23 protein-coding genes and 1 pseudogene are annotated in these 26,190 nt (G+C 37.7%); 11 read left to right on the top strand and 13 right to left on the bottom strand.

Features of this window, described 5'->3' with window-relative positions:
* Positions 1–54: 54 nt before the first annotated feature.
* From PZ892_RS02750 to arfB, 4 genes and pseudogenes are all read right to left on the bottom strand, one after another.
* Positions 55–909 carry a hypothetical protein gene (locus tag PZ892_RS02750; RefSeq protein ID WP_182498067.1) on the bottom strand — a complete coding sequence of 285 codons (855 nt, stop codon included), beginning with the start codon at positions 907–909 and terminating at the stop codon, positions 55–57.
* A gap of 21 nt (positions 910–930) precedes the next feature.
* The gene (locus PZ892_RS02745) at positions 931–2,208 is read right to left on the bottom strand and encodes an energy transducer TonB (RefSeq protein WP_182498066.1); all 1,278 of its coding nucleotides are present in this window, start codon (positions 2,206–2,208) and stop codon (positions 931–933) included.
* 8 nt (positions 2,209–2,216) lie between these two features.
* A complete protein-coding gene (locus tag PZ892_RS02740) occupies positions 2,217–2,588 on the bottom strand; it encodes a BlaI/MecI/CopY family transcriptional regulator (protein ID WP_094255449.1) in 372 nt (123 codons plus the stop codon).
* A gap of 316 nt (positions 2,589–2,904) precedes the next feature.
* Positions 2,905–3,291 (bottom strand): annotated as a pseudogene (arfB, locus tag PZ892_RS02735) (alternative ribosome rescue aminoacyl-tRNA hydrolase ArfB); the annotation flags it as partial.
* A gap of 115 nt (positions 3,292–3,406) precedes the next feature.
* Between arfB and bshA the strand changes: the two are divergent.
* The 4 genes from bshA to PZ892_RS02715 all read left to right on the top strand — a co-directional run bounded on the left by bshA (position 3,407) and on the right by PZ892_RS02715 (position 6,998).
* Complete coding sequence (bshA, locus tag PZ892_RS02730) at positions 3,407–4,555, top strand: N-acetyl-alpha-D-glucosaminyl L-malate synthase BshA (protein ID WP_094255450.1); 1,149 nt, start codon at positions 3,407–3,409, stop codon at positions 4,553–4,555.
* Positions 4,556–4,609: 54 nt separating this feature from the next.
* Entirely contained in the window at positions 4,610–5,317 is a 708-nt protein-coding gene (pyrH, locus tag PZ892_RS02725) for a UMP kinase (protein WP_094255451.1), read from the top strand.
* Between the two features lie 25 nt (positions 5,318–5,342).
* Positions 5,343–5,906, top strand: a complete 564-nt coding sequence (frr, locus tag PZ892_RS02720; protein WP_094255452.1) for a ribosome recycling factor — start codon at positions 5,343–5,345, stop codon at positions 5,904–5,906.
* 96 nt (positions 5,907–6,002) lie between these two features.
* Positions 6,003–6,998: a sugar phosphate isomerase/epimerase gene (locus tag PZ892_RS02715; protein ID WP_182498065.1), complete on the top strand. Its 996-nt coding sequence runs from the start codon at positions 6,003–6,005 to the stop codon at positions 6,996–6,998.
* Positions 6,999–7,052: 54 nt separating this feature from the next.
* Here the strand turns inward: PZ892_RS02715 and purE are convergent, their stop codons facing one another.
* The 8 genes from purE to glyA all read right to left on the bottom strand — a co-directional run bounded on the left by purE (position 7,053) and on the right by glyA (position 14,812).
* On the bottom strand, positions 7,053–7,553 hold the full coding sequence (purE, locus tag PZ892_RS02710) for a 5-(carboxyamino)imidazole ribonucleotide mutase (RefSeq protein ID WP_094255454.1): 501 nt from the start codon (positions 7,551–7,553) through the stop codon (positions 7,053–7,055).
* A gap of 16 nt (positions 7,554–7,569) precedes the next feature.
* Positions 7,570–8,712 (bottom strand): 5-(carboxyamino)imidazole ribonucleotide synthase, encoded by a 1,143-nt coding sequence (locus PZ892_RS02705; RefSeq protein WP_182498064.1) that lies wholly within the window; start codon positions 8,710–8,712, stop codon positions 7,570–7,572.
* A 7-nt stretch (positions 8,713–8,719) separates the two neighbouring features.
* A complete protein-coding gene (locus PZ892_RS02700) occupies positions 8,720–9,232 on the bottom strand; it encodes an NADH-quinone oxidoreductase subunit B (protein ID WP_094255456.1) in 513 nt (170 codons plus the stop codon).
* A complete protein-coding gene (locus PZ892_RS02695; protein ID WP_182498063.1) occupies positions 9,229–9,816 on the bottom strand; it encodes an NADH-quinone oxidoreductase subunit A in 588 nt (195 codons plus the stop codon). The genes PZ892_RS02700 and PZ892_RS02695 overlap by 4 nt, the downstream gene beginning before the upstream one ends.
* Before the next feature lie 119 nt (positions 9,817–9,935).
* On the bottom strand, positions 9,936–11,279 hold the full coding sequence (gene ffh, locus PZ892_RS02690) for a signal recognition particle protein (protein ID WP_094255458.1): 1,344 nt from the start codon (positions 11,277–11,279) through the stop codon (positions 9,936–9,938).
* Between the two features lie 244 nt (positions 11,280–11,523).
* Positions 11,524–12,207, bottom strand: coding sequence for a zinc metallopeptidase (locus PZ892_RS02685; protein WP_094255459.1), 684 nt, complete (start codon positions 12,205–12,207; stop codon positions 11,524–11,526).
* Between the two features lie 505 nt (positions 12,208–12,712).
* A complete protein-coding gene (locus tag PZ892_RS02680) occupies positions 12,713–13,303 on the bottom strand; it encodes a sigma-70 family RNA polymerase sigma factor (RefSeq protein ID WP_094255460.1) in 591 nt (196 codons plus the stop codon).
* 237 nt (positions 13,304–13,540) lie between these two features.
* Complete coding sequence (gene glyA / locus PZ892_RS02675) at positions 13,541–14,812, bottom strand: serine hydroxymethyltransferase (protein WP_094255461.1); 1,272 nt, start codon at positions 14,810–14,812, stop codon at positions 13,541–13,543.
* A 300-nt stretch (positions 14,813–15,112) separates the two neighbouring features.
* Between glyA and PZ892_RS02670 the strand changes: the two genes are divergently transcribed.
* The 7 genes from PZ892_RS02670 to PZ892_RS02640 all read left to right on the top strand — a co-directional run bounded on the left by PZ892_RS02670 (position 15,113) and on the right by PZ892_RS02640 (position 22,957).
* Positions 15,113–15,466, top strand: a complete 354-nt coding sequence (locus PZ892_RS02670; protein ID WP_094255462.1) for an iron-sulfur cluster assembly accessory protein — start codon at positions 15,113–15,115, stop codon at positions 15,464–15,466.
* Positions 15,467–15,980: 514 nt separating this feature from the next.
* Positions 15,981–19,394 carry an isoleucine--tRNA ligase gene (ileS, locus tag PZ892_RS02665; protein WP_182498062.1) on the top strand — a complete coding sequence of 1,138 codons (3,414 nt, stop codon included), beginning with the start codon at positions 15,981–15,983 and terminating at the stop codon, positions 19,392–19,394.
* 3 nt (positions 19,395–19,397) lie between these two features.
* Positions 19,398–19,781 carry a TraR/DksA C4-type zinc finger protein gene (locus tag PZ892_RS02660; protein ID WP_094255464.1) on the top strand — a complete coding sequence of 128 codons (384 nt, stop codon included), beginning with the start codon at positions 19,398–19,400 and terminating at the stop codon, positions 19,779–19,781.
* 57 nt (positions 19,782–19,838) lie between these two features.
* A complete protein-coding gene (locus tag PZ892_RS02655; RefSeq protein ID WP_094255465.1) occupies positions 19,839–20,489 on the top strand; it encodes a lipoprotein signal peptidase in 651 nt (216 codons plus the stop codon).
* A gap of 67 nt (positions 20,490–20,556) precedes the next feature.
* Complete coding sequence (locus tag PZ892_RS02650) at positions 20,557–21,507, top strand: M20/M25/M40 family metallo-hydrolase (RefSeq protein ID WP_220476607.1); 951 nt, start codon at positions 20,557–20,559, stop codon at positions 21,505–21,507.
* Positions 21,495–22,427, top strand: coding sequence for an SDR family oxidoreductase (locus tag PZ892_RS02645; RefSeq protein ID WP_182498061.1), 933 nt, complete (start codon positions 21,495–21,497; stop codon positions 22,425–22,427). The genes PZ892_RS02650 and PZ892_RS02645 overlap by 13 nt, the downstream gene beginning before the upstream one ends.
* Positions 22,428–22,429: 2 nt before the next feature.
* Positions 22,430–22,957, top strand: a complete 528-nt coding sequence (locus PZ892_RS02640; protein WP_182498060.1) for an acyl-CoA thioesterase — start codon at positions 22,430–22,432, stop codon at positions 22,955–22,957.
* A gap of 18 nt (positions 22,958–22,975) precedes the next feature.
* Here PZ892_RS02640 and PZ892_RS02635 read toward each other — a convergent pair whose 3' ends face one another.
* Positions 22,976–26,185: a sensor histidine kinase gene (locus PZ892_RS02635; RefSeq protein ID WP_182498059.1), complete on the bottom strand. Its 3,210-nt coding sequence runs from the start codon at positions 26,183–26,185 to the stop codon at positions 22,976–22,978.
* Positions 26,186–26,190: the final 5 nt, after the last annotated feature.

Below are 26,190 nucleotides of genomic sequence, written 5' to 3'. Positions count from 1 at the left end.
ATTTAAAAAGCCATTCGTATTCCGAATGGCTTTTTTATGTTCAATTGAGAAATCTTAAAGACTATTTTTCTCAATCTTAAAACTGTCCTTTTCTAATAAACTTCCAGCTTCATCATAATATTCCAGCTCATAATCATTTGGACATAACTTTAAGGAAATTGGACCAACATCATCCTTCTTAATAATTTTAAAATAAGAAATGGTTTTATTGGGACCATAGATATCATATAATTTCAGGTACATGCTCTTCCGATCCTTCAGCAAATCAGGGTTCGGTTTTAGTACCCAATCCTTTCTTTCATGCTCATCACAATCAAAAATTTGCCAAGAAGGATTATAGGACTTTGATTCTAGAACCTCCAATGCATTGATTCCTGCCAAATAATTGAACCTATCTAAAGGTTTATTTCTTAAATTTCCTTCTATTTCTAAGGCATAAAACAAGAGACTCAAGCCTTTGTGATGATCATAAGGAATATAAACATGCTTTACAATCAATCCTGATGAAGAATAGTCTTTTTCGTAGTAAGGAGCTTTTTTATATTCCTTTTTTTCAAAATCTTCTACATCAAACCTCTTTCGTTTATGTTTTACGGCTAACAAATTATAGGTTGGCTTATTCTCAGGAACAACAGAAAACAGAACCTTATCTCCCTTTTTTCCTAAACCTGCCAATTTCATCATACTTTGATCCAAAGGATACAGTTTATGGATTCTTAACCCAGTATTGCCAGTATCTCTAGGTTGAAATGATCGGTAAAGCCAAACATTCAGCCCTTCTTTTTCATTGAAATACTTATCAACTTCACCTGTGAAATAGCCGTTCTTCGCAAATTCCTGTGTTTTACAGGAAAAAAACATGAGCAATAATATCCCCAGTAAAAACTTGATGAGAGCTTTTATTAGCATGTACATAATAAATTAGTGGATTTATTGATTTCTTAGGTCCATTTGGATTGGAAGTGTGTACCTAGCATTTACCGTTTTGCCATTAATTATTCCAGCCGACCATTTTTTTGTACTCTTTAATGATTTGATTGCCGCTTCGCCAGTTCCATAGCCTAAATCTTTGACCACTTGAATATCAGTCAAATTACCTTGTTTATCTATTACAAAGGAAAGTTCAATTTTTCCAACAACTTCTGCATCAAGTGCTTCCTTCGGGTAAACTAAATTTTCTGCAACCTCCCTGCGAAATTTCTCTATTCCTCCAGGATAAGCTGGATAAACTTCTATTTTATCAAAGTCATAGACTATATTATCTGGATATGTGACTACAGGATCTGGAATATCCTCCTTTGATATTTGCTTATCATTTTCTGCTGAAGCAGCCTGATTAGCATCTGCAGAGTCCTGAGGACTTGTACTCTCACTAACCATATTATCCGAAGCAGCTTTTTCTTTTTCCGGAGATTTACAATTCACGATTAACCCAACAAGCAGCATGGCCAAGGGTAAAATACTTAAATAAAATACCTTGTTTTTTGAATTTGATCTATGTTTGAATATCATTTTAATTCTTTCTTTAAGTAATGATTTATTGGAAAACTCATGACTTAGTCTTGATGGATGTACATTCATGGCATAAGCCAATAATAGTTCCGCATAGGCAACCTTATTATCATCAAAATGAGCATCAACTATACATTCATGTTGGAATTTAAGTTCATCTCGAATCCATATAAAAACTGGATTGAACCAATTGAATGCTCGGAATAATTCGATAAAAATAAGGTCAAAACTGTGCCTTTGTTTCACATGAATTTCTTCATGCGCTTGGATAAGCGACGAATCTTCTCTCTTGACATCCAGATGAATTTTTCCTAAAAAGGAATAATTCCCCTGTTCTTGCTTCGCATACTTTCTGCTGGTTATCTTGAATAATCTAAAACCAAACCAAGCAAGCGTAACCCCTACTCCAAGCCAATAAATGACTTCCATCCAATTCGTGCTGCTCCCATACATTTCGGGAGATTCAGCTGTGCTGGATATTTCCTTTGTTGTTAAATCAAGCAGAGGCAGTGTAACCTGAACAAGCTCAGGAACCTGAAATTCTACAAACAACAGCAGTGGAAATAGGTAGGCTATCAAAACGCTACTCAATAAATACCAGCGATTCAAACTAAAGAAAGTAAACTTCCTTAATCCATACCGATAGATTAAAAAGAATAGCAGCAAGGCAAGGTTAGATATCAATAGGTAAGTCATACTCGATTTTATTTCTTATGCTTCTCAATAAGTTTCATGATTTCATCCAAATCCTGCACGTCCAACTTCTTTTCTTCTAGAAAAAATGAAAGCATGGAGCTCGCAGAATTTTCAAAATACCCTTGTAAGAGTTTTCCTGTTATTAACTTCTTATACTCTTCTTTTTCAATCTTTGGAAAATAGCGATGGCTCTTCCCAAAAGACTCATGATCCACAAAACCCTTGGTCTCGAGAATCCTTACGATGGTAGATACTGTATTATAAGCCGGCTTCGGTTCTGGTAGCACCTCAATGATATCCTTGACAAATCCACCCCCCAATTCCCATAAACTGTGCATGATCTGCTCCTCAGCCTTTGTTAATTCTTTTAACTCGTTCATTATTCTGTAATAGTTTAAAAAAAAGACAATATTGCCTATAATCGATTATAAAACGAATTTATAACTAATATTTTAGTTATACAACTAAAATATTAGTTATAAACAAAAATAAAATCGTTACTTATTGATTATCAGAAGGATTAATTTGTTTTTTTTATAAAAGACCATGTGTAGAGGCGCATTGCATGCACCCTTTCCCATGAAACCGGGATCGGTTCGATTATATTCAGTAAAAAGCATTGCATGTGCCCTGCTCCCTAAAAGCCAGATCGGTGCCATTTAAAATATTCGGTAAAACGCATTGCTTGCGTCATATTTATTCTTCAAACCGCCATTGACGATCAGACTTTTTGGAGGATTGCTTTTTCTTACGATCCAATCTATTGAGAATTACTGATTTGGGGATTTTCGTAGGTTTTCGTTCAGCATCTAATTTAAGCGCATTTTCCAGGATACTAAAGAAACGCTCGATCACCAATTCTTTATTCTTCAACTGACTGCGATCAATACTAGAGTCCAATTGCAACAGCCCTTCCTTGGAGATTCTATTGGCCAAGCGTTCCTTAATAAGCATTTTTTGATCCTCATTGAATACCGAAGATTCATCCACATTCCAATTCAACATAACTTTTGAGGAAACCTTGTTGACATTCTGTCCACCCTTACCTCCGGAACGAGAAGTTTTGAAACTCAATTCCTGTATCAACTGTTCTTTATTTACATGCATTTGTAATAAAATTACAATTTTTCCCATTCCGCTAAAAATTTTGCATGAGTATCTACATTCATTATTATCTTTAATAAACGAAACTAGAAATATGAAGATAGGCATAGTATGTTATCCAACTTTTGGAGGAAGTGGTGTTGTCGCGACAGAGCTAGGAAAAGCATTGGCAAACAATGGACATCAGGTTCACTTTATTACTTACAGCCAACCGGCAAGACTTGACTTCTTCTCAGAGAATTTATTTTACCATGAAGTAGCCATTAATCAATATCCCTTATTTGATTTTCCACCATATGAAACTGCATTGGCAAGTAAACTGGTGGATGTCGTACGTTTTGAGGGTTTGGATTTATTGCATGTGCATTATGCTATTCCACATGCATCGGTAGCATTCTTGGCAAAACAAATTCTGGAAACATATGGAATCAATATTCCAGTGGTAACTACGCTGCATGGTACTGACATCACTCTTGTTGGAAAGGACAAAAGTTTCAGTCCAGTGGTAACATTTTCCATCAACAAATCCGATGGCGTTACGACGGTATCAGAAAACTTGAAAGAACAAACCCTTGCATACTTTGATATCAGCAATGGTATTAAGGTCATTCCCAACTTTATCGACTTACAACGATTCCACAATAAGAATCATGAGCATTTCAAAAAAGCAATTGCTCCTAATCAAGAACGAATCATCGTTCATACCTCCAACTTCAGGAAGGTAAAACGCGTTGAAGATGTGGTTCGCATATTCCATAAAGTTACACAGCAGGTCCCAAGCAAGTTGTTGATGGTGGGTGATGGTCCTGAACGTAGAAATGCCGAAGAACTAGCACGGGAATTAGGCATTATGGATTGTATCCGTTTCTTAGGAAAACAGGATGCCATTGAGGAAATCTTATCAATTGCTGATTTATTCTTGATGCCATCGGGATCAGAGAGTTTTGGACTTGCAGCCTTGGAGGCCATGGCATGTAAGGTGCCTGTTGTTTCATCCAATACGGGCGGGCTTCCAGAGTTGAATAAAGAAGGATTTAGCGGTTTCTTAAGCGATGTTGGGGATATAGATGATATGGCGAAGAACTCCATTTATATTTTGGAGGATTGTCAACGATTGAATGAATTTAAGGAGAATGCATTACAAAGAGCGAAGGACTTTGAATTAAGTAAAATAGTGCCAATTTATGAGGATTTTTATTCCGAGGTTATCGAAAAGGTAAAAAAAGGAAATAAATCTAATTAATCGCAAGCAAAAAGTCATATCTTTGGCTTTTGGAACTACTCCAAAAAGTCAAATATGAAATACAAACGCATCCTACTTAAACTTAGTGGCGAAGCTTTAATGGGCGAGCAAAGCTACGGTATCGACATTAATCGTGTTCAACAATACGCAAAAGACATTCAGGAACTTCATAGCTTAGGTATGGAAATCGCCATCGTCATCGGTGGAGGTAACATTTACCGTGGGTTAAGTGCTGAAAAAGCAGGAATGGACCGTGTTCAAGCGGATTACATGGGAATGTTGGCCACCGTAATCAACTCCATGGCATTACAAGATGCCTTAGAGAAGGTTGGCATGAAAACTCGTCTATTGACAGCGATCAAAATGGAACAGATTTGTGAACCATTTATCCGCAGACGTGCTGTACGTCACTTAGAAAAAGGCCGTATCGTGATCTTCGGTGCTGGTACAGGTAACCCTTACTTCACGACCGATACTGCGGCGTCCTTACGGGCCATTGAAATCAATGCAGATGCGGTATTAAAAGGTACTCGTGTAGATGGTATCTATACTGCAGATCCGGAGAAGGATCCTTCGGCAAAGAAATTCGACCATATCTCCTTTACTGATGTATATGAAAAAGGACTGAATGTAATGGATATGACCGCATTTACGCTTTGTCAAGAAAACAACCTACCTATTATTGTTTTCGACATGAACAAACCCGGCAACTTATTGAAGTTAGCCAATGGTGAACATGTAGGAACTGTGGTTAGTAATTAATTAAAAGCAAATAATAAATCAAGATATGAACGAATTAATTTCACTTCAACTGGACGACTGCAAAGACGGTATGACGAAAGCTGTAGCTCATACAGAATCTGAATTAACCAAGATTCGCGCAGGTAAAGCTAGTCCTGGTATGCTTGATGGAATTTATGTTGATTATTATGGCACTGCAACGCCTCTATCGCAAGTCAGCAACATAAACACACCAGACGCAAGAACCATCGTTGTACAACCATGGGAAAAAAACCTTCTTTCAACAATTGAAAAGGCTATCATGGACTCTAATATCGGTTTGAACCCTCAAAATGACGGTTCAATCATCCGCTTAGCTGTTCCACCGCTTACTGAAGAACGTCGTCGTGATTTAGTGAAAAAAGTAAAAGAAGAAACTGAAAAAGGTCGTGTGGCAATCCGTAACATCCGTAAAGATGGAAATGAACAAATCAAGAAATTGAAAAACGACGGTGCCTCAGAAGATGAAATCAAAGTGGGTGAAGCAGAGGTTCAAAAACTAACCGATACTTTTATCGCTAAAGTTGATCAACTAGCTGAAATCAAAGAAAAAGATATCATGACCATCTAAGGCAATCTTTTAAAAATTATTATGAAAGGATTCTTAAATTAAGAATCCTTTTTTTATTAAAAATTTACCTATATTCAATTAATAAAAACATTCTGCATGACACAATCAAGAAGAAATTTCCTCAAGCTTGCGAGCATGGGATTAGTTGGCGGTCTTGTTGCTCCTCACTTGATTTCTTGTGACAGCTTGAACAAAAAATCAGGCTCTCCTCTTAAAAACATTGGTTTACAGTTATTCACTCTTCGAGATCTTCTCGCACAAAACCCTCAAGAAGTATTAAAATCAGTTGGCAAAATCGGCTATACACACGTAGAAACCTATGGTGCTGACCCTAATAATGGTACTTTCTGGGGCATCTCCGTCGATGAACTTAAGAAAATCTTGAATGATAATAACCTGAAAACCCATAGTGGACACTATGATTTGGGCAAGTATTTGGATAAAGATAGTTCGGATAAAGAAAACATTGAGAAATACATCGAAATTGCGCATAACCTAGGTCAGGAATATATTATTGCACCTGTTCCTCCAATGCACAAATTGAACAAACTTGACCAAACTGATTACCAATACATGGCTGAACAGCTTAATAAAGCTGGCGAAATGTCCAAAAAGGCAGGTATCAAGATGGGCTATCATAACCATTTCTGGGAATTTAAAGAATTCGGTAATGGTACAAATGGACTTGATGTCCTGTTAGCCTTTACTGAAAAAGATCTGGTGGTCTTTGAATTAGATATGTTCTGGATTACAAAAGCTGGTGCCAGTCCGCAATCCTATTTCTCGAAACACCCAGGTCGTTTCCCACTATGGCATGTCAAAGATATGGACCGAGCATTCTCAACGCCATTGGACATCAATAAAATTGATCCTAAAACTGGTAAAAGAGATACATTGGATCTAATGGAAACTATGAAGAGCATTAAATATGCTGAGGTCGGTTCTGGAAGTATTGATTTTACCGCTATCTCGCATTTTGCAAATGAAAGTGGCTTAAAATATGCCTTCGTAGAACAAGATGATATCTATGCGCCTGATAAATACGCGAGTATCAAGAAAAGTTATGACTACGTTCAAAAAACTTTTAAATAATGAAAAAAGGCGGAAAAGATTAACTTTTCCGCCTTTTCTATACCTTTTGAAAGTCTAGAAAACTAATCTCTCTACTTCCTCTGCACTCTCTTCAACTTTATCCTTCAACTCTTTCTTAAACTCTAAGATTCTACCTGCTAAGGCATCATCACTAGTTGCTAAGATCTGTGCGGCTAGAATACCTGCGTTTTTTGCTGCATTTAAAGCCACTGTTGCAACTGGAATACCGTTTGGCATCTGTAGAATAGATAATACCGAATCCCAGCCATCAATGGAATTTGAAGACTTTACAGGAACTCCGATTACAGGAAGATGAGTAATGGAAGCTACCATACCTGGTAAATGTGCAGCGCCACCAGCTCCGGCAATAATAACCTTTAAGCCGCGACCTGCTGCTTGCTCCGCAAAATCAAACATACGTTTGGGCGTACGATGTGCCGAAACAACACTCACCTCATAAGAAACTCCTAAATATTTTAAAACTTCAATGGCATCCTGCATAATTGGCAAGTCAGACTTGCTCCCCATGATGATTGCTACTTTTGCGTTTTCCATGATTATCAATATAAAATTAAGCTATTACTCGAATCAATTCCTGTATTTTCCGTGCATTCTCAATGGCAATCGCACGATCTTGATTGACAATGGTGACATGCCCCATCTTACGGAATGGCTTAGTATATTTTTTACCATACAAATGTACATATACTCCCTCAATCCCCAATGCTTCCTCAATGCCTTCATATTTTGCCAATCCTTCATAACCTGCTTCACCCAATAAATTCACCATAATGGCATTTGCACGAGATGCTGTATTGCCTAAAGGTAAATTAAAGATCGCTCTTAAATGTTGACCAAATTGTGAAGTGTAATTACCTTCAATAGTTTGATGACCTGAATTATGAGGTCTTGGAGCCAGTTCATTCACTAAAATATCTCCTTCTGCCGTCAAGAACATTTCTACTGCTAAAACTCCAACAATCTGTAGGTCATTGGCAATCTTCATAGCAATGCTCTCTGCTTTCATTTGAATATCGAAAGAATAAGTCGATGGAGAAATCAAGAATTCTACAAGGTTCGCTTGTGGATTGAATTCCATTTCCACCATTGGGAAAGTCATCATCTCGCCTTTATCATTACGAGCCACCATAACGGCAATCTCCTTTTCAAAGGGCACCAATTCTTCCACTATACATGGCCCTTCAAAGGCATTTTCAAAATCAGCCGGAGAATTAATTCGCTTCACCCCTTTACCATCATAACCATCCTTACGAAGCTTTTGGATAAAAGGCAATGGGATTTGGCAATTTGCCAATCCTTCTTTATTGGAAACAAACTGGAATGCCGAAGTAGGAATATCGTTTTGTTTAAAAAATTGCTTTTGCAATCCTTTATCTTGAATCAAACGAATAACGCGTGATTGCGGATAAACCAAAACCCCTTCGTTTTCTAAGGCTTCTAATGCATCCACATTTACTTTTTCAATCTCAATGGTCAGCATATCCAAATCCTTACCGAAATTATATACGGTATCAAAATCAGCTAGCGAACCAACTTCAAATTGATTACACAATTTCTTGCAGGGTGCATTCGGATCTGGGTCCAACACATGCACATTCACATTAAAGTTAATTGCTTCTTGGATAAGCATTCGACCTAACTGGCCTCCGCCTAAAATTCCCAGGCGTAAATCACCATAAAAATCTTTTGCCATAATTATTTTATTGCTCTACTTCCATCGGGAAAATATCCCCTTTCAATAAAGACTGTTGTTCTATTATTTTTTGTAATTCTAAAAATGCTCCGATAAGAGCTTCCGGTCTTGGTGGACAACCTTGAACATAGACGTCCACAGGAATAATCTTGTCTACACCTTTTACCACATGATAGCCATGTTGCCAATACGGTCCACCACAATTTGAACATGAACCCATGGAGATCACATATTTCGGATCCGGCATTTGTTCATATAATTTCTTAATGCGGTCGGCCATCTTAAAAGTCACCGTCCCGGCAATAATCATCACATCTGATTGTCGCGGTGAAGGCCTAGGGAAAACGCCTAAACGGTCTAAATCATAGGTAGCTGCCATTGCACCCATCATCTCGATGGCACAACATGCAATACCAAAACTTATAGGCCACATCGAGGATAGCCTAGCCCAATTTAATAGATCATCCATCTTGGCGATGATAACCCCATTATTTTGTTGCAATTGCTGGTCTAAACTCATGACTCTGAACTTGGTTTCTTAAATTTCGGTTTAAATCCTAATTTCACAGGTGAAGCAGCTTTTTCGGCCAAAACCTCTTCTATTTCTTGCTCCTTAAAATCCTTGATTTGATATTCCTTCGCATTCAACTGATCATATGCCGATGCCGGAATTCCAACCATCACCACTGGCTTTTGATGTTTTGGCTTGATCCAACTGATATCACCACTCCGCCAAACATAGATTAATCCGACAATCAATACAGCTAGAAAAATTGCCATTTCAATTAAGGTAAACCATCCCCAGCGTGGATCTATCGCATTGATCTCAGCATTTCCAAAAACCGTAGCCCATGGAAATATAAAAATCAACTCTACATCAAACAGTAAAAACACTAATGCAATCACATAAAATCGTGGATTAAATTGTATCCAAGAAGTCCCTGTGGTTTCTTCCCCACATTCATAAGTACTTAATTTAATAGGATTAGGATTTTTTGGAGACAAGATTCGAGCAAGGAACATGGTGGCACTAACCAATACGATACCAATGATAGCCATTAAGAGTATCTTACCATATTCCGATATCTGCCCGGGGTCGTCCATGCTACAAAATTAACAATTAATTCATTCAAATGTATAGGATTTTAGTTTTCTTGCGCATCAATAAACAAAAAGAGGTTGTAGAATGCTCTACAACCCCTTCATTATCCTTGTTCTATTTACTAAAATGGCTTTCCTGGCATTTTTGGCATATTACGCATCATCTTCGCTGCCATACCTGGATTTGACATTTGTTTCATTACCTTACGCATATCTGAGAACTGCTTCATCAGTTTATTTACCTCATCAAGGCTAGTTCCTGATCCATTAGCAATACGATTTCTCCTTTTTGTATCGATAGCATCTGGATTCTCACGTTCAAATGGAGTCATCGAATCAATAATCGCTTCAATAGGTTTAAACGCATTATCATCAATCTCTACATCCTTAATTGCTTTTCCAACTCCCGGAATCATCCCCATCAAATCTTTCATGTTACCCATTTTCTTGATTTGCTGGATTTGTGATTTAAAGTCGTTGAAATCAAATTTATTCTTACGGATTTTCTTCTGAAGTTCCGCCGCTTGTTTTTCGTCGAATTGTTGTTGAGCACGCTCTACTAAGGATACAACGTCACCCATACCCAAAATACGGGATGCCATACGGTCAGGGTGGAAAACATCCAATGCTTCCATCTTCTCGCCTGTACCAATAAATTTAATCGGTTTGTTGACAACAGATTTAATGGAAAGTGCAGCACCACCACGAGTATCACCATCTAATTTGGTTAATACAACCCCTGTAAAGTCTAAACGATCATTAAAAGCTTTTGCTGTATTCACCGCATCTTGACCAGTCATGGAATCCACCACAAATAAGATCTCATGTGGTTGCGTAGCATCTTTTACAGCAGTGATCTCTTTCATCAAAGCCTCATCGATTGCCAAACGACCCGCGGTATCAATAATTACCACATTTTGACCATTGCGTTTTGCTTCTTCCACACCGGCAACAGCGATTCCAATAGGATCTGTAGATTCGCGATCCACATAAACCGGAACTCCAACTTGTTGTCCTAAAACTTCCAATTGGTCAATGGCAGCAGGACGGTAAACGTCACCCGCAACCAATAAAGGTTTTTTACCCTTTGAAGCTTTTAGAAAGTTTGCCAATTTCCCAGAGAAGGTCGTTTTACCCGCACCGTTCAAACCAGCAATCAAAATAACAGTAGGATTTTTAGTGATTTCAAGCTCAGTAACTGTTCCACCCATCAACTCTGTAAGCTCATCGTTCATGATCTTAGTCAGCAACTGACCTGGCGAAATACTGGTCAATACATTCTCACCTAATGCTTTTTGTTTTACGTCATCGGTAAACGTTTTGGCAGTCTTGTAATTCACATCGGCATCCAATAATGCCTTGCGAATTTCCTTCATGGTTTCCGCAACGTTGATTTCTGTAATATTCCCTTGCCCCTTTAATACCTTAAAGGCCCTGTCTAATTTATCCTGTAGATTTGAAAACATCTTTTAACTTTCTAAAAATCAATACTTTGTTCCATCCCCAGCTTAGCACTGAGAACTTTAGGTTTAAACCTGATTTGACTTAATCCTACAAATATAGCTTTTTGCTTTTTTAATTTAAGATTTTACGTCTAATATCCCTGAATTTTCAGCGGATAAATAGACGAAAAAAAAGCGATTGCATAATTTCAAATAAATAAAAGCCCCGATTTTTCAATCGGGGCTTAGCGTTTTTTAAAGCTATTCCTTAATCACGTCTTCCAAAAAGAATGGAAGCATAATATAATAAGGTTACTAAGGAAGCAAGAGCCGCAACTACATAAGTCATAGCTGCCCATTTCAAAGCATCTTTAGCACCATCATGTTCTTCCGTACTATGCGTTACATTGGAGGCATTCATCCAAGCAAGTGCGCGGTTAGATGCATCAAACTCCACTGGTAAGGTGATAAAACTAAATATAGTCGTTAATGCCAATGCAGCAACCCCAATGGCTAAAACCCAAGGGATCTGTTGCCAAACCATCACAACAATACCAATCATCAATACCCAAGTTGTCAACTTAGATGCAACACTCACGATCGGCACCATAGCAGAACGGAACTGCAACCAAGAGTAAGCGGTCGCATGTTGCACGGCGTGTCCACATTCGTGAGCCGCTACTGCCGCAGCCGCAACAGAACGTCCGTGATATACATCCGGGCTCAAATTCACCGTTTTATTCGCCGGATTATAGTGGTCAGTCAATTGTCCTTCTACGGAAATAATCTGAACATCATTGATCCCGTTCTCATTGAGCATCTTCTGCGCAATTTCTGCTCCTGATAGCCCTGATGACAGTGGCATCTCCGAGTATTTCTTAAACTTATTTCTGAAAGTAAACTGAACTATCCAGCTCACTAGCATGATTCCGATAAAAATTATCCAATACATATCTTCAATATCTTAATTTTCTATTTTCAATAGTTATAACAAAACTAATTCCAAATGCGATTTCCCTACAAAGAAAGAAAAAAATCCCGCTAAAACAAGTCGAAATGTACATAAATTGGACAAATTGACAGAGGATTTACCTAAATAATCACAATTATCATTTCGAGGAAATAAACTACCTATCCATTTTATTCATCAAAATGAACCTGAAATATCCCTAAGTTTTCAAACCTATATTTATTCTAATAAGAAATGGCAATTGGACAAGCTCATTCTTTCTCTTGACTTGTGCCGGATATTCGCCGGACCTCCTTCGAAAAAATTCGAACAAAATCCGGCAAAGGTCCGGAGAAAGTCCGGCGGAGGCCCGGTAAAAACCAAAATTTATACCCTATAAAACTAGAAGTAGTATCGAATTCCAACCTATACTTAAGCTCAAAAAAAAGAGGCCTGCAATGCTGTTGCAGACCTCTTTAAATTATTAATCTTAATCCTATGTTTATTTCTATCCTAATTGAAACATCATATTATTTTCTTCGATCATTTTGCGGAGATTACTCAATGCATATCGCATTCTTCCCAAGGCGGTATTGATACTGACTTCGGTGATATCGGCGATATCTTTAAAGCTCATGTCACAGAATAATCGCATGATCAGTACTTCTTTCTGATCATCTGGTAATAACTGGATGATTTTCTTTAAATCTACATCTCTTTGGTCTTTGACCATTTTCATTTCAACGCTATCATCCGAGAATTGAAGGACTTCAAAAATATCGAATCCATCATTGTTGATTACATTTGGTGCTCTTTTCTCTTTTCTAAAGTGGTCAATTACCATATTATGGGCAATACGCATTACCCAAGGTAAAAACTTACCTTCATCATTATAACGACCAGCTTTTAGGGTATTGATAACTTTGATAAAAGTCTCTTGAAAAATATCCTCAGCAAGGTATTGATCCTTTACCTGATGATATATAGAAGTATAGATTTTCGTTTTATAACGCTCTAATAGTACTTGCAAGGCTCTTTCTTCGCCTTTAACATACGCTTGTACCAGTTCCTGGTCACTTTTCTTATTCAATAGTTTCATAATTATGCCTCCACAAATGATGTAAGAGTTTTCTATGTCTTTGTAATATTTTAGTTTAAGCGTAGTTGTGTTTCGATAAGCGATTTGTTTAATGTTGTAGAATCAAAGAGAATTAAAATTTCCGATTATTCAAAAAAAGGTTTAGAATTTTAACATTTCTTCACATAAAAAACTAATAACAAAAATGGCTCCAAATTTAACGTTTGGAGCCATTTGAAAGTTATTTTTACTCAATTATTATTTATATAAAGGAAATTGAGCCATCATTTCTTTTACTTTTCCGTGAATACGGTCAAGGGCAGCATTATCTGAACGGTTGTTCAATGCTTCATCGATCAATTCACCGATTTGAATGATTTCATTTTCTTTGATACCACGAGTTGTGATTGCAGCTGTTCCGAAACGAACACCTGAAGTAACAAACGGAGAACGTGAATCGAAAGGTACCATGTTCTTATTCGTAGTAATACCTGCTAAGCCTAATACAGCTTCTGCATCTTTACCTGAAATATCTTTATTTCTTAGGTCTACCAACATTAAGTGGTTGTCAGTACCGCCAGAAATGATTTTATAGTCTTTTTCAACGAAGAACTGCGCAAGTGCTGCAGCATTCGCTTTCACTTGTTTGATATACGTTAAATAGTCATCAGAAAGAGCCTCACCGTAAGCGATCGCTTTAGCCGCAATAGTATGTTCCAAAGGACCACCTTGCGTACCTGGGAATACAGCTAAGTCTAATAATTGAGTGATTGTACGAGTTTCACCTTTTGGAGTTTTGATACCCCAAGGGTTTTCGAAATCCTTACCGACCATGATCATACCACCACGAGGACCACGAAGGGTTTTATGCGTAGTAGTTGTTACGATATGACAGTGAGGAATTGGATCATTTAATAAACCGCGAGCGATTAATCCAGCAGGGTGAGAAACGTCAGCGACAACAAGTGCTCCGATTTCATCAGCTACTTTACGGATACGAGCATAATCCCAATCACGAGAATAAGCAGAAGCACCACAAATAATTACTTTAGGTTTTTCTTGACGAGCAGTTTCTTCTAACTTTTCGTAGTCGATTAATCCAGTATCTTCTTTAACACCATAGAACAAAGGTTGGTAAAGTTTTCCGGAGAAGTTTGCTGGAGAACCATGCGTTAAGTGACCACCATGGCTAAGATCGAATCCTAAGATTTTATCACCAGGTTTCAAGATTGCTAAGAACACAGCGGCATTTGCTTGTGCACCTGAGTGAGGTTGAACGTTCACCCATTCAGCACCGAATAATTCTTTAGCACGGTCAATTGCGATTGTTTCAATTTTATCTACAACCTCACAACCTCCGTAGTAACGTTTTCCTGGAAGTCCTTCGGCATATTTGTTTGTCAAAACAGAACCAGCAGCTTCCATAACCTGCTTGCTCACAAAGTTTTCTGAAGCGATAAGCTCAATACCTTCTTCTTGGCGTTTTAGCTCTTCAGCAATTAGATTAAAAATGGATTGATCTCTTTCCATATTGCTATTTTTTATTGGGGGATATTAAAATTTCAAATTTGTTGCAAATATAGATAATTACAAAGAAATGGGCTTATAATTACCTAAATTTCTCGATTGAATTTTAGGAATTGCCATTTTGATAAGAATTATCAGAAATTAGGCTGACCCGAATGCCTTCTTAATTCTTAACGGGAATCTTGGTTCATTCGTATAGGCAGGCTGTTCCGAGTGTTTATTGATTGTCAAAATCAGGTTTGACATAGACAAATAACCTGAAAAAGATGTATTTTTGCAGAAGTAAATTCAGAGGAAAAAAATATGGCTTCAGAAAATATGACAGCTGTAGCTCCGGTAACTTTTACCGAAGGTGCACTAAGCGAACTAAATAAACTAATCGAGCAACAAGAAATCAGTGCTGATTTCGGGCTTCGTATTGGTGTTGAAGGTGGGGGTTGTTCTGGAATGAGCTACATTTTAGGATTCGACCAACAAAAAGATGGTGATACCGAGTACAATATCCAAGGTATCCGTGTTTTTATGAATAAAGCCCACGGATTATATTTGGCAGGAATGGAAATCGATTTCCGAAACGGTTTGGATGCTCGCGGATTTACATTTAATAATCCTAACGCATCAAGCACTTGTGGCTGCGGTAGCAGCTTCTCTGCATAAAATTATTGCCGTTAAAAGGTTTCGTCTTTATAATTGACAATTATTGAAACAATATCGCTAGAGAGAATACCCAAATCTGTTGTTTAATTTTAGACTCCTACGCAAAACAAACTATTGAAATTGTCGAAATTTGGCGAAGCCTTTTTTAATCTAGTATCTAGTAGTTAGTAGTTAGTATTTAGTATTTAGATTTAGTAGTTAGACCTCATTCAATCCTTAAATAGAAATAGAGATTATTGCTAGATTACAATTCTTACTAGGTTTTTAGACTCAGTTTTAGGAATAAACATATTCACACCTTCCTATTTTTCCTGATTTATTTTTATAAATCTTGAGAATTTATCCATAACCCATTTTATTAGCGTTTAGATTTTTTGGAGATTTTTTGGGACTGCATATTGGCCTATTGAAATGCTGATGTGGAATGTCTGATAGGAATTACGCTATACAAGGCAGGAACTAACAAAATTTTCATTAAATTAGCGACCTTTAAAAAACAGAATTAGAGTACGTGATGTATAAGGAATATAAGCAGTTAAATCTATCAGAAATAGGCAAAGAAGTATTAAAACGTTGGGAGTCCGACGACATCTTTGCGAAGAGTATATCCAATCGACCAGCCAGCAAACCCTATACTTTTTATGAGGGTCCGCCTTCCGCGAATGGGATGCCAGGTATTCACCATGTTATGGCGAGAACCATCAAGGATATTTTCTGTCGCTATAAAACCCTAAAAGGCTACCAAGTTAAACGTAAAGGTGGATGGGATACCCATGGCTTACCTATTGAACTTGCTGTTGAAAAGACTTTAGGAATCACGAAAGAAGATATTGGCAAGAAAATTTCTGTTAAAGATTATAATGATGCCTGCCGTAAGGAAGTCATGAAATATACAGATGTATGGAATGACCTAACCCAAAAAATGGGCTATTGGGTTGATCTTGAACATCCTTATATCACTTATCAAAACGAATACATTGAAACTTTATGGTTCTTATTAAAAGACCTTTACAAAAAAGGACTCCTTTATAAGGGCTATACCATCCAACCGTATTCTCCAGCTGCTGGAACTGGCTTAAGTTCACATGAATTAAACCAACCAGGAACTTATAAAGACGTAAAGGATACAACAATCGTTGCGGAATTCCGTCTTGATAAACAACAAATCCATCCTATGATGGAAAGGTTAGTAGAAAATCCGGATGAGGATGTTGCCTTTCTAGCGTGGACCACTACCCCTTGGACTCTTCCAGGAAATAGTGCATTAACAGTTGGAAAGAATATCGACTATGTTAAGGTAAAAACCTTTAATCAATATACTGGAACTCCGGTTTCTGTCATCTTAGCTAAGAATTTAATTTCAAAGCATTTTAAGGCTGATGGACAACAGGTATCCTTCCAAGACTATAAATTTGGCGACAAGGTTATTCCTTGGGAAATCGTTGAAGAATTCAAGGGAGCAGAAATCGAAGGTCTTCGTTATCATCAATTGATGCCATATGTGACCTCGGAGGAATTGAGAGAGAAAGCATTCCGAGTAATCCTTGGAGACTTTGTAACCACAGAAGATGGTACAGGTATCGTGCATACCTCCCCAACTTATGGTGCAGATGACTTTAGAGTAGCTCGTGAGAATGGTATTCCATCGATCATGGTTCTTGATGAGAATGGCAAGGAAGTTCCTACCGTAGACAAAACAGGTAAATTTGTTAAGGAAATCACTGATTTCGCAGGTCGTTTTGTAAAGGAGGAATATTACTCCAATGAAGAACGTGCTGACAAAGATTTCCGCCCTACTGATGTTTTGATTGCAATCAAGCTGAAAGAAGAGAACAAAGCATTTGACGTTAAGAAATACGAGCACACCTATCCACACTGTTGGCGTACTGACAAACCAGTCTTATATTATCCATTGGATAGCTGGTTTATCAAGACCACTTCAGTAAAAGATGAGATGGTGGCATTAAATAAAACCATCAACTGGAAACCAGAGGCTACAGGCACAGGCCGTTTTGGCAACTGGCTAGAAAACTTGGTGGATTGGAATTTATCCCGTTCAAGATATTGGGGTACTCCCCTACCAATCTGGAGAAGTGAGGACGAAAACGAAGAGATTTGTATTGGTTCCATGCCAGAATTGAAATCCTATTTGGAAGCTTCCTTAAATTCAGATGTTTTAACAGCAGATGAGAAAGCTACCAACAAATCCTATTTAGATAAATTTGGCACTGAGGAATTAGACCTACACAGACCTTATGTAGATGATATCATCTTGGTTTCTGATGGGGGGCAGAAATTATTCCGTGAGCCGGATTTAATTGACGTATGGTTTGATTCCGGAGCCATGCCTTATGCACAATGGGGTTTGGATTACGATAAATTAGAAAGTGGTGATCCACTACCATTCAAGGATGAGTATTTTTCAGCATTCCCTGCAGATTTTATTGCTGAGGGGGTTGACCAAACAAGAGGTTGGTTCTTCACCTTGCATGCGATATCTACCATGGTTCGCGGATCGATAGCCTTCAAGAATGTAGTATCGAATGGATTGGTATTGGACAAAAATGGTAACAAAATGTCCAAGCGTTTAGGAAATGGAGTTGATCCATTTACTACAATCGACCAATATTCAGCAGATGCTACGCGTTGGTACATGATCAGCAATGCAGCACCTTGGGATAACTTGAAATTCAATATTGAAGGATTGGATGAAGTTCGTCGGAAGTTTTTCGGAACCTTATACAATACCTATGCATTCTTTGCTTTATATGCGAATATCGATAAGTTCAATTACGCTGAACCAGAAATTCCATTAAAACATCGTCCAGAGATTGACCGTTGGATTATTTCCTTATTAAATAGCTTAAGCAAAGAGGTAGATGGATATTATGGAGATTATGAACCTACCAAGGCGGCGCGTGCGATTCAGAACTTTGTAGATGAGCATTTGAGCAACTGGTATGTTCGTTTATGTCGTCGTCGTTTCTGGAAAGGTGAATACTCACAAGATAAGATATCAGCATACCAAACTTTATATACCTGTTTGGATACGATTTCAAAATTAATTGCTCCAATTTCTCCATTCTTTGCGGATCAATTATATCTGGATTTAAATGCTGCTACGGGCAAGGAGAAGTTTGAGTCCGTTCATTTAGCCGATTATCCAGTTTACCATGAAGAATTGGTAGATAAAGAATTAGAAGAGCGTATGGGCTTGGCTCAGGATATTTCATCATTGACCTTATCCCTACGTAAAAAGACAGGAATCAATGTAAGACAGCCATTGAGCAAAATATTGGTGCCTGTACTGGACAGTTCTTTCCAAGAAAAGGTGGAGAAAGTAAAAGATTTGATACTTTCGGAGACAAATATCAAGGATATTGAATTTATTACTGACACCACTGGGATCATTAAAAAGAAGATCAAGCCGAACTTCAAAGTACTTGGTGCTAAGGTAGGTAAGGATATGAAGATGGTAGCTGCGGCTATTCAATCGATGAGTGCTGATGAAATCCAAACTTTAGAAAACAATGGTTCAATTGCGTTAACTGGCACGAAATATGTAATTAGCAGCGAAGATGTAGACATCATAGCAGAAGATGTAGAGGGATGGCAGGTTGCAAATTTAGGACGATTGACGGTAGCCTTAGATGTTCATATTTCTGCTGAGTTAAAGGATGAAGGGATGGCGAGAGAGTTGATTAATCGGATCCAGAACCTTAGGAAAGAGAAGGGATTTGAAGTTACCGACCGTATAAATGTAACCTTAAGTCAAAATACTGAAATTCAACAAGCTGTAGATAATAATTTCTCGTATATTTGTACGGAAATTTTGGCCGACAGTTTACGTTTCGATAGTGCGCTGGCAAATGGAGATGCTATCGAGATTGACGGAGAGAATTTATTGCTATCAATAGAAAAAATTTAAAGTATGGGAAACACAGAGAAAACACGGTACAGTGATGCTGAATTACAGGAATTTAAAGCAATAATTCTTGAGAAGGTACGTATTGCTAGAGAAGAATTAACGTCATTAACGACTTCATTAAGCAATAGCAATGCAAATGGAACTGACGATACAGCAGGTACTTACAAGACATTAGAAGACGGTTCAGCGACTTTGGAGAAAGAGCAAATCAACCAATTAGCGGCGCGTCAAAAGAAATTTATTGACAATCTTGAAGCGGCATTAGTTCGTATCGAGAACAAAACTTACGGGATCTGTAGAGAGACTGGAAAGTTAATTCAGAAAGAAAGATTGAAAGCAGTCCCTCATACCACGTTGAGTATTGAGGCGAAGAACAAACAATATTAAGCAAAAGATTAAATAAATGGTCTTTGTTATCAAAAGCAAAGACCATTTTTGTATGCTATGAAAGGATATACCAAGCCCGTACTACTAATACTTATTATTTTACTTGTAGACCAGATTTCTAAATTTTGGGTTAAAATGAACATGACTATTGGCCAAGACTTCAAAGTTCTTGGGGATAAGGTTTTGATTCACTTCATTGAAAATCCAGGCATGGCCTATGGTATGGAATTCGGCGGTGAATATGGCAAGCTATTTCTGAGTGTCTTCCGTATTATTGCGGTCATGGGTATTGGATACGGTCTTCACTATATGGTCAAGAATAAATATAACCGTGGTTTTATCCTGAATGTGGCATTAATCTTTGCTGGAGCACTGGGCAATATCATTGATAGTGCATTTTATGGTTTAATATTTAGTGAAAGTACACCGTTCTCCAAGGCTGTACTATTCCCAGAGGCTGGCGGCTATGCAACTTTCCTACATGGAAAAGTGGTTGACATGCTTTATTTCCCGCTCTTAAGCGGTACTTTCCCAACTTGGTTTCCTATCTGGGGTGGCGAGGACTTCTTGTTCTTCCGTCCAGTTTTTAACATTGCAGACTCTGCAATCTCAGTGGGTGTATTCTTAATCCTGATCTTCCAAAAAAGATATTTCAAGGAAGAACATGAGGAGAAATCACATGCCAATAGTGAAATCATCGAAGACTAACATTTCGATTAAACAAAGTTAACCAAGCTAATTATTTCCCTTTTTAGCTTTATCCGTATATTTGGACATGAAAAATTTCCGAGTACTCTTTTCTGTTGCCATCATGTTGGCCTTTTTTGCAGCACCAATATGGGCAACTGCACAAATAAATCCCAAGAATTTAGAAAAACATATTAAGTATTTATCTGCTGATAGAATGAAAGGGAGAGAAACCGGAATGAAAGGTTCTTCCAAGGCGGCAGATTATGTGGAGAAATATTTCAAAAAATATAAGTTAAGCCCCAAGGGTGAAAAAGGTTATCGTCAAAACTTTATTGCCACGGTCAAAAGAGTCAAGGTTGATAATCCGGAGCGTAAATCGGATAATATTATTGGTTTCCTAGATAATTCAGCGGATTACACCATTGTGATTGGTGCACATTATGATCATTTAGGAACGGGTCATATCGGCGGTTCCCGTGATTCATTAGGAGTTGGAAAAATTCATAATGGAGCTGACGACAATGCATCTGGCGTAGCTGGTCTTTTGGAATTGGCAAGACATTATGCTACAAATGATATCAAAGAACCTTTTAACATGTTGTTCATAGGATTTGGAGCAGAGGAATTAGGATTATTAGGTTCTAAGCATTTCACGGAGAACCCTACTATTCCATTAAATTCTATCCAATGGATGTTAAACATGGATATGATTGGAAGATACAATCCAGATAATGGTTTGGCGGTTATCGGATATGGAACTAGCTCTGCTTTTCCAAAAATATTCGAGGGAATTACCAGTACAATCAAGTTCAATAAGAGCAAAGACGGGAATGGTGGTTCCGACCAAACCTCTTTCTATAAAAAGAATATCCCCGTATTATTCTTCCATACCGGAGGACATGATGATTATCATAAGCCCACTGACGATGCAGACAAGATAGATTACAAAGCCATGGAAGCTATTTTGAAATTAGAAATTGATGTCTTGGACAACTCAATGAAACAACCTAAAATGGACTTCCAATGGACAAACTAGGTTCAAAATCAACACGGGTATTACTCACAGGTTCTAATGGCTTCTTAGGTCAGAAATTGACAGATTTCATTATTCAAAAGACCGATTATAGTTTATGTTGTACTTCGAATTCAGCGAATAGAAATCCTTTACAGGAGGGTTATGAATTTGTTCAGTTGGACTTATTGGACACAGATAGATTGTTGGAGCTGATAGCAAAGTTTAAACCGACACATATCGTCCATACAGCTGCTATGACCAGCGTAGAGGCCTGTGAACAAGATGCGGAGACTTGTCAAAAATTAAATGTAGAAGTCGTTGCAACACTTGCACAACAATGTTTGAAAGACGACATCCACTTTACTTTCTTATCAACCGATTTTGTATTTGATGGACAGGCGGGGCCATATGATGAAACGGCGGCCAGCAATCCATGCAATGCCTATGGACAGAGCAAATTGGATGCTGAGGCAGCAATTCTAGAATCTGGTTGTCGTGCAGCGATATTAAGAACCATTTTGGTTTACGGAATTATTGCAGACCGCAACAGATCCAATTTAGTACTTTGGGCAAAATCCAAGCTAGAGAATCAGGAAGCTATCAAAGTAGTTTCGGATCAATGGCGAATGCCAACTTGGGTTGATGATTTGGCAGAGGCATGTATTTTATGTATTGAAAGAAATGCCGAGGGCATCTACCATATTTCCAGCGATAAAATGTATAGCATATTGGAAGCTGTAGAAGCGGTTGCTGACTTTTGGGGCTATGACAAGAGCTTAATTAGCCCAATAAAAGCTGAAGAAATAGGACAATCTAAAAACCGTCCTCAGAAAACTGGGTTTATCTTGAGTAAAGCCATTCAGGAATTGGGTTATAAGCCAACATCCTTTTTGGACTCATTAAAATTTATTGAACAACAATATTCATACTATAGATCATAATCATGCAAGAGAAATACGCAAGGGAATCCTATACGGAGATGAACGAATTAGTTCTTCCCAATGATACCAACACCTTTGGAAACTTAATGGGTGGTAGATTATTATACTGGATGGATATTTGCGCTGCGATGGCAGCACAGAAGCATTGTAATAATCAGGTTGTGACGGTTTCAGTAGACAATGTTTCCTTCAAACGCTCCATCAAATTAGGGGAAGTTGTAACGATCGAAGCGCAGGTTACCCGTGCATTCAACACTTCAGTTGAGGTGAGAATGGAAATCTTCGCTCAAAACCTTCCTTTAGGCACCAAGGTGAAGTCCAATGAGGCTTACTATACCTTTGTATCCATTGATGAGAATGATCGCCCTAAGGCTATCCCAAAATTGATTCCGGAATCAGAAAAGGAAAAGACCTTATTTGCTGAAGCGATGCGAAGAAGAGAATTACGCTTGTTATTAGCTGGGAAATTAAAACCAGAAAATGCAACGGAAATAAAGAATTTGGTCAATTTATTCGAACATAAAGTCTAACAGAAATATCCCGGTCCATCAATCGGGATATTTTATTTTAGGGCTCAACGGTAAAGTGATGATCACTGCTGTTGTAAAGGCATCCTCATGGACTAATTTTTCAATGGCCAGGGAAGCTATTGGACTTGAATAATTACTATTGATGATATTGATTCTCTCAAGAACCCCCTTTAAGCCAAATGAACTCTGTTTAAACGCAGAAGATTTAAGGTTTGAATTTTCCTTGAAGCCTAAGCCATTATCCATTATTTTGATGATAATCTTGTTTTCATCTTCCAGGATGACAATCTTGATCAATCCCTTTTTCTTTTTTAAATGGCGAACCCCATGGTGAACCGCGTTTTCAACGACAGGCTGAATAAGCATGGAAGGAATTTTAATATCATCATTATTTAGATTATCATCCAAGGCGATATCAAAATCAAATGCATGGTTAAAGCGTTCCTGTTCGAGTTCCAGATAAAGTTTTAACAACATAATTTCAGATTTTAGACTCACGGTTGAAAATTGAGAATTCTCTAGAACCAACCGACTGATACTGGCAAATTTTTGAATCAGGTCGCTGGCGCTTTTACTATCTTTTTCGACCACATATGCCTCAATGGAATTCAATACATTAAAGATAAAATGAGGATTCATCTGGGAGCGGATGGCTTTCAACTCACTTTCATAAAGTTTCTGCTTATAATCATTTTCAAGTCGTTCCTGTTTCTCTTTTTCAATATCTGCAGCTTGCTCTTTGATTTTTATTTCATTCCGAATCAACTCTTCCTTCAAATTCTTATTATAATCAGCTTGGAGCTTATTGATCTTCTTATGTTCTTTGATCCTATAAAGGAAAAATAAACTAATAATGGAGACAAATAAGAGCACAAAGAAAATTTTAAACCAAATAGTGGCATACCAATGGGAGTCCAGCTTGATTGGGATCTTCCTAATTGTTGAAGACCAGTTTCCAAATTGATCTGCTACGCGAACCTGAAAGACATAATCCCCACCTTCCAAATTATTGTATAAGGCCATCAGGTCAGAAGAAGAGCTAATCCAATCTTCATCAAATCCGACTAAACGATACTGGAATTTCAGGTCGGGATTAATAATCTGCTCAGCTGCAGAAAAACTGATGGAGAAGTTGTTTTCATCAGGTTTAAGATGAATACTATTCTTTAACAATTCATAACTACGATCCAGATGCTGCACAGTAAACTTATTGAGCAAAGCCTTGATCATAGGGTCGGTTTCAGCTTGGAACTTAGGCAATGCTCCAGAAATAAGTCCTGAATCCGTACACCAAACAATTCGATCTGCATCAATAAAGTAATTATGCGTTTTTATTTCTTCAGGAGGATAGATTCCAGCAGATTCATTGAGATGGAAAAATTGTTTCTTTTGGGGTTGAAACAGCATGGTACCATCCAATGATTTCATCCAAAATAAACCATTCTTATCCTGTTGAATTTTGACAGTATACAACCATGGCTGCAAGGATTGTTCAGGATACTGAACAAAATCATAACCTTCAGGAGTTTTAATAATCTCCGCTATCCCAGAGCTGGAATTACAGAACCAAAACCTATTGTCATGATCGAGGAAAAAGGAAAAGACGGTATTGGATTGAATAGATTTTTCCTTTTTTTGGCCTTGGGAGAATTGCAGAAATCTTGGTTTTATTTTATTTTCCAATAGAACCAGCCCATAGCCATCCATGCCCAACCAAATAGAACCTTTAGCATCCATTCCAACACAAATTACTTTAGGATCAGGGAGACCATCTGCCACGTCAAACAGTTCAATAGTTTTGGATTGGAGATGATATTTATACAAGCCCGAATTCCATGACCCAATCCATAAGACCTTTTCTCCTGCAACAGTATCCAATAGAATAGAATTACAATCTGCTTTTCTGAATCCAAAAACATCGCCGGAGATTTCCAATGGGACCAATCCAGTCTTGGGATCAACAAATTGATAAACCCCATTATCAAGCGTTGAGAAATAGATTCCAGTTTCATTGGCAGTAACCTTTCCAATTTTTAAGGAATTCAACGAATAAGATGACTTGCGAACTTTTAGATCTTCATCTAACTCACCAAAGGAGTTTTCGGTTTTATACCATAGCTGTCCTTTCCAGCGAAAAAGTTCTGTAATGGGATTATTATCCAAATTTGGAATTAAGGTATTGACTTGATTTAATTGGCTAGAATAAAAAAATAAGCCAGCATCACTCGCCATCCAGTAACCATTCTTGACGACACAAAAGTCATGGACGCGCATAGGTTTGGACATCAAAGGCATAAGGTCTTTTAAAGTGATATGTTCGACCTTCTGATTATCGATTTGATAGGTATATAACCCATTGGAAACATGACCTATCAAAACTTTATTTTCAACCGGCCAATAAGAGATATTACTGACACTGTTGTCATAATAATTGATGCTTTTGTTCCAACCTAAGATTGAGGTTTGAACCTGTTGAAAGTTGTAATCTGCTGAAATCAGGTCATAATCATAATATCCGGTATAAAATCGATCAGGTCTCAATACTACGCCATCAACTGCATTCTCACCAGGATTTTTTAAGTCGATTTGTTTGGAGGCATGAGTGTTTGGGTTGTAATAAATCAATCCATTATAACGGGTTCCCATCCAAATATTTCCTAAGGAATCTTCATCCAAGCTAAAAATAGTGAGGTAATTTTTATTGTCAATTCCAGGGATTGAAATCTGTTTAATTTCTCCTGTTTCGGGGTTCAAGGATTGGAGATCGGTTTCTTGCCCAGAAAAATAAATCAGTCCAGATTTGGATGCCAATACATCATAGAGATTTGTTTTGATCAAGCCCTTATTACTCACCTTTGCCTGATAAGCCTTTAGGTTTTCCCCTTCAGGCTTGGTACGATCATAACAGATCAATCCGCGGCTATTGGTGGTTATCCAGATTCTATTTTTCGCATCAATGGTCAAATTTCCTAGATAATTCATTAGGATATCACTATTCCTATCAAATTTGATATGGTTAAAGGAATGTCCATCGAAATAGGAAAGTCCATTTCTGCCACTCATCCAGATTAGACCATTATTATCTTCGGCAATACCATGAATTTCATTACTGCTGAGCCCTTCTTTTTCCGTAAAATGCAAGAAATTATAGATTCGGTTTTGAGACTTCACTCCCGAATACATAAAAACCAAGGCACATAAAACGGACAAAAAAAGTCTAAAATTCATTTTGG

Origin of the sequence: Sphingobacterium sp. WM, assembly GCF_029542465.1 — a bacterium.
GTDB classification, from domain to species: domain Bacteria; phylum Bacteroidota; class Bacteroidia; order Sphingobacteriales; family Sphingobacteriaceae; genus Sphingobacterium; species Sphingobacterium cellulitidis.
Note: the sequence above shows the minus strand (reverse complement) of the source record. Positions and strands in the feature narration are given on the sequence as shown.

Excerpts from the sequence above, each read along its gene's own strand:
- PZ892_RS02700 (WP_094255456.1), bottom strand. The coding sequence starts at position 9,232 with ATGAGTTTAGACCAGCAATTGCAACAAAATAATGGGGTTATCATCGCC.
- PZ892_RS02670 (WP_094255462.1), top strand. The coding sequence starts at position 15,113 with ATGGCTTCAGAAAATATGACAGCTGTAGCTCCGGTAACTTTTACCGAA.
- PZ892_RS02650 (WP_220476607.1), top strand. The coding sequence starts at position 20,557 with ATGAAAAATTTCCGAGTACTCTTTTCTGTTGCCATCATGTTGGCCTTT.
- PZ892_RS02685 (WP_094255459.1), bottom strand. The coding sequence starts at position 12,207 with ATGTATTGGATAATTTTTATCGGAATCATGCTAGTGAGCTGGATAGTT.
- frr (WP_094255452.1), top strand. The coding sequence starts at position 5,343 with ATGAACGAATTAATTTCACTTCAACTGGACGACTGCAAAGACGGTATG.
- PZ892_RS02750 (WP_182498067.1), bottom strand. The coding sequence starts at position 909 with ATGCTAATAAAAGCTCTCATCAAGTTTTTACTGGGGATATTATTGCTC.
- PZ892_RS02660 (WP_094255464.1), top strand. The coding sequence starts at position 19,398 with ATGGGAAACACAGAGAAAACACGGTACAGTGATGCTGAATTACAGGAA.
- PZ892_RS02655 (WP_094255465.1), top strand. The coding sequence starts at position 19,839 with ATGAAAGGATATACCAAGCCCGTACTACTAATACTTATTATTTTACTT.
- PZ892_RS02695 (WP_182498063.1), bottom strand. The coding sequence starts at position 9,816 with ATGGACGACCCCGGGCAGATATCGGAATATGGTAAGATACTCTTAATG.
- glyA (WP_094255461.1), bottom strand. The coding sequence starts at position 14,812 with ATGGAAAGAGATCAATCCATTTTTAATCTAATTGCTGAAGAGCTAAAA.
- bshA (WP_094255450.1), top strand. The coding sequence starts at position 3,407 with ATGAAGATAGGCATAGTATGTTATCCAACTTTTGGAGGAAGTGGTGTT.
- ileS (WP_182498062.1), top strand. The coding sequence starts at position 15,981 with ATGTATAAGGAATATAAGCAGTTAAATCTATCAGAAATAGGCAAAGAA.
- purE (WP_094255454.1), bottom strand. The coding sequence starts at position 7,553 with ATGGAAAACGCAAAAGTAGCAATCATCATGGGGAGCAAGTCTGACTTG.
- PZ892_RS02680 (WP_094255460.1), bottom strand. The coding sequence starts at position 13,303 with ATGAAACTATTGAATAAGAAAAGTGACCAGGAACTGGTACAAGCGTAT.
- PZ892_RS02705 (WP_182498064.1), bottom strand. The coding sequence starts at position 8,712 with ATGGCAAAAGATTTTTATGGTGATTTACGCCTGGGAATTTTAGGCGGA.
- PZ892_RS02635 (WP_182498059.1), bottom strand. The coding sequence starts at position 26,185 with ATGAATTTTAGACTTTTTTTGTCCGTTTTATGTGCCTTGGTTTTTATG.
- PZ892_RS02715 (WP_182498065.1), top strand. The coding sequence starts at position 6,003 with ATGACACAATCAAGAAGAAATTTCCTCAAGCTTGCGAGCATGGGATTA.
- pyrH (WP_094255451.1), top strand. The coding sequence starts at position 4,610 with ATGAAATACAAACGCATCCTACTTAAACTTAGTGGCGAAGCTTTAATG.
- ffh (WP_094255458.1), bottom strand. The coding sequence starts at position 11,279 with ATGTTTTCAAATCTACAGGATAAATTAGACAGGGCCTTTAAGGTATTA.
- PZ892_RS02745 (WP_182498066.1), bottom strand. The coding sequence starts at position 2,208 with ATGACTTACCTATTGATATCTAACCTTGCCTTGCTGCTATTCTTTTTA.
- PZ892_RS02645 (WP_182498061.1), top strand. The coding sequence starts at position 21,495 with ATGGACAAACTAGGTTCAAAATCAACACGGGTATTACTCACAGGTTCT.
- PZ892_RS02640 (WP_182498060.1), top strand. The coding sequence starts at position 22,430 with ATGCAAGAGAAATACGCAAGGGAATCCTATACGGAGATGAACGAATTA.
- PZ892_RS02740 (WP_094255449.1), bottom strand. The coding sequence starts at position 2,588 with ATGAACGAGTTAAAAGAATTAACAAAGGCTGAGGAGCAGATCATGCAC.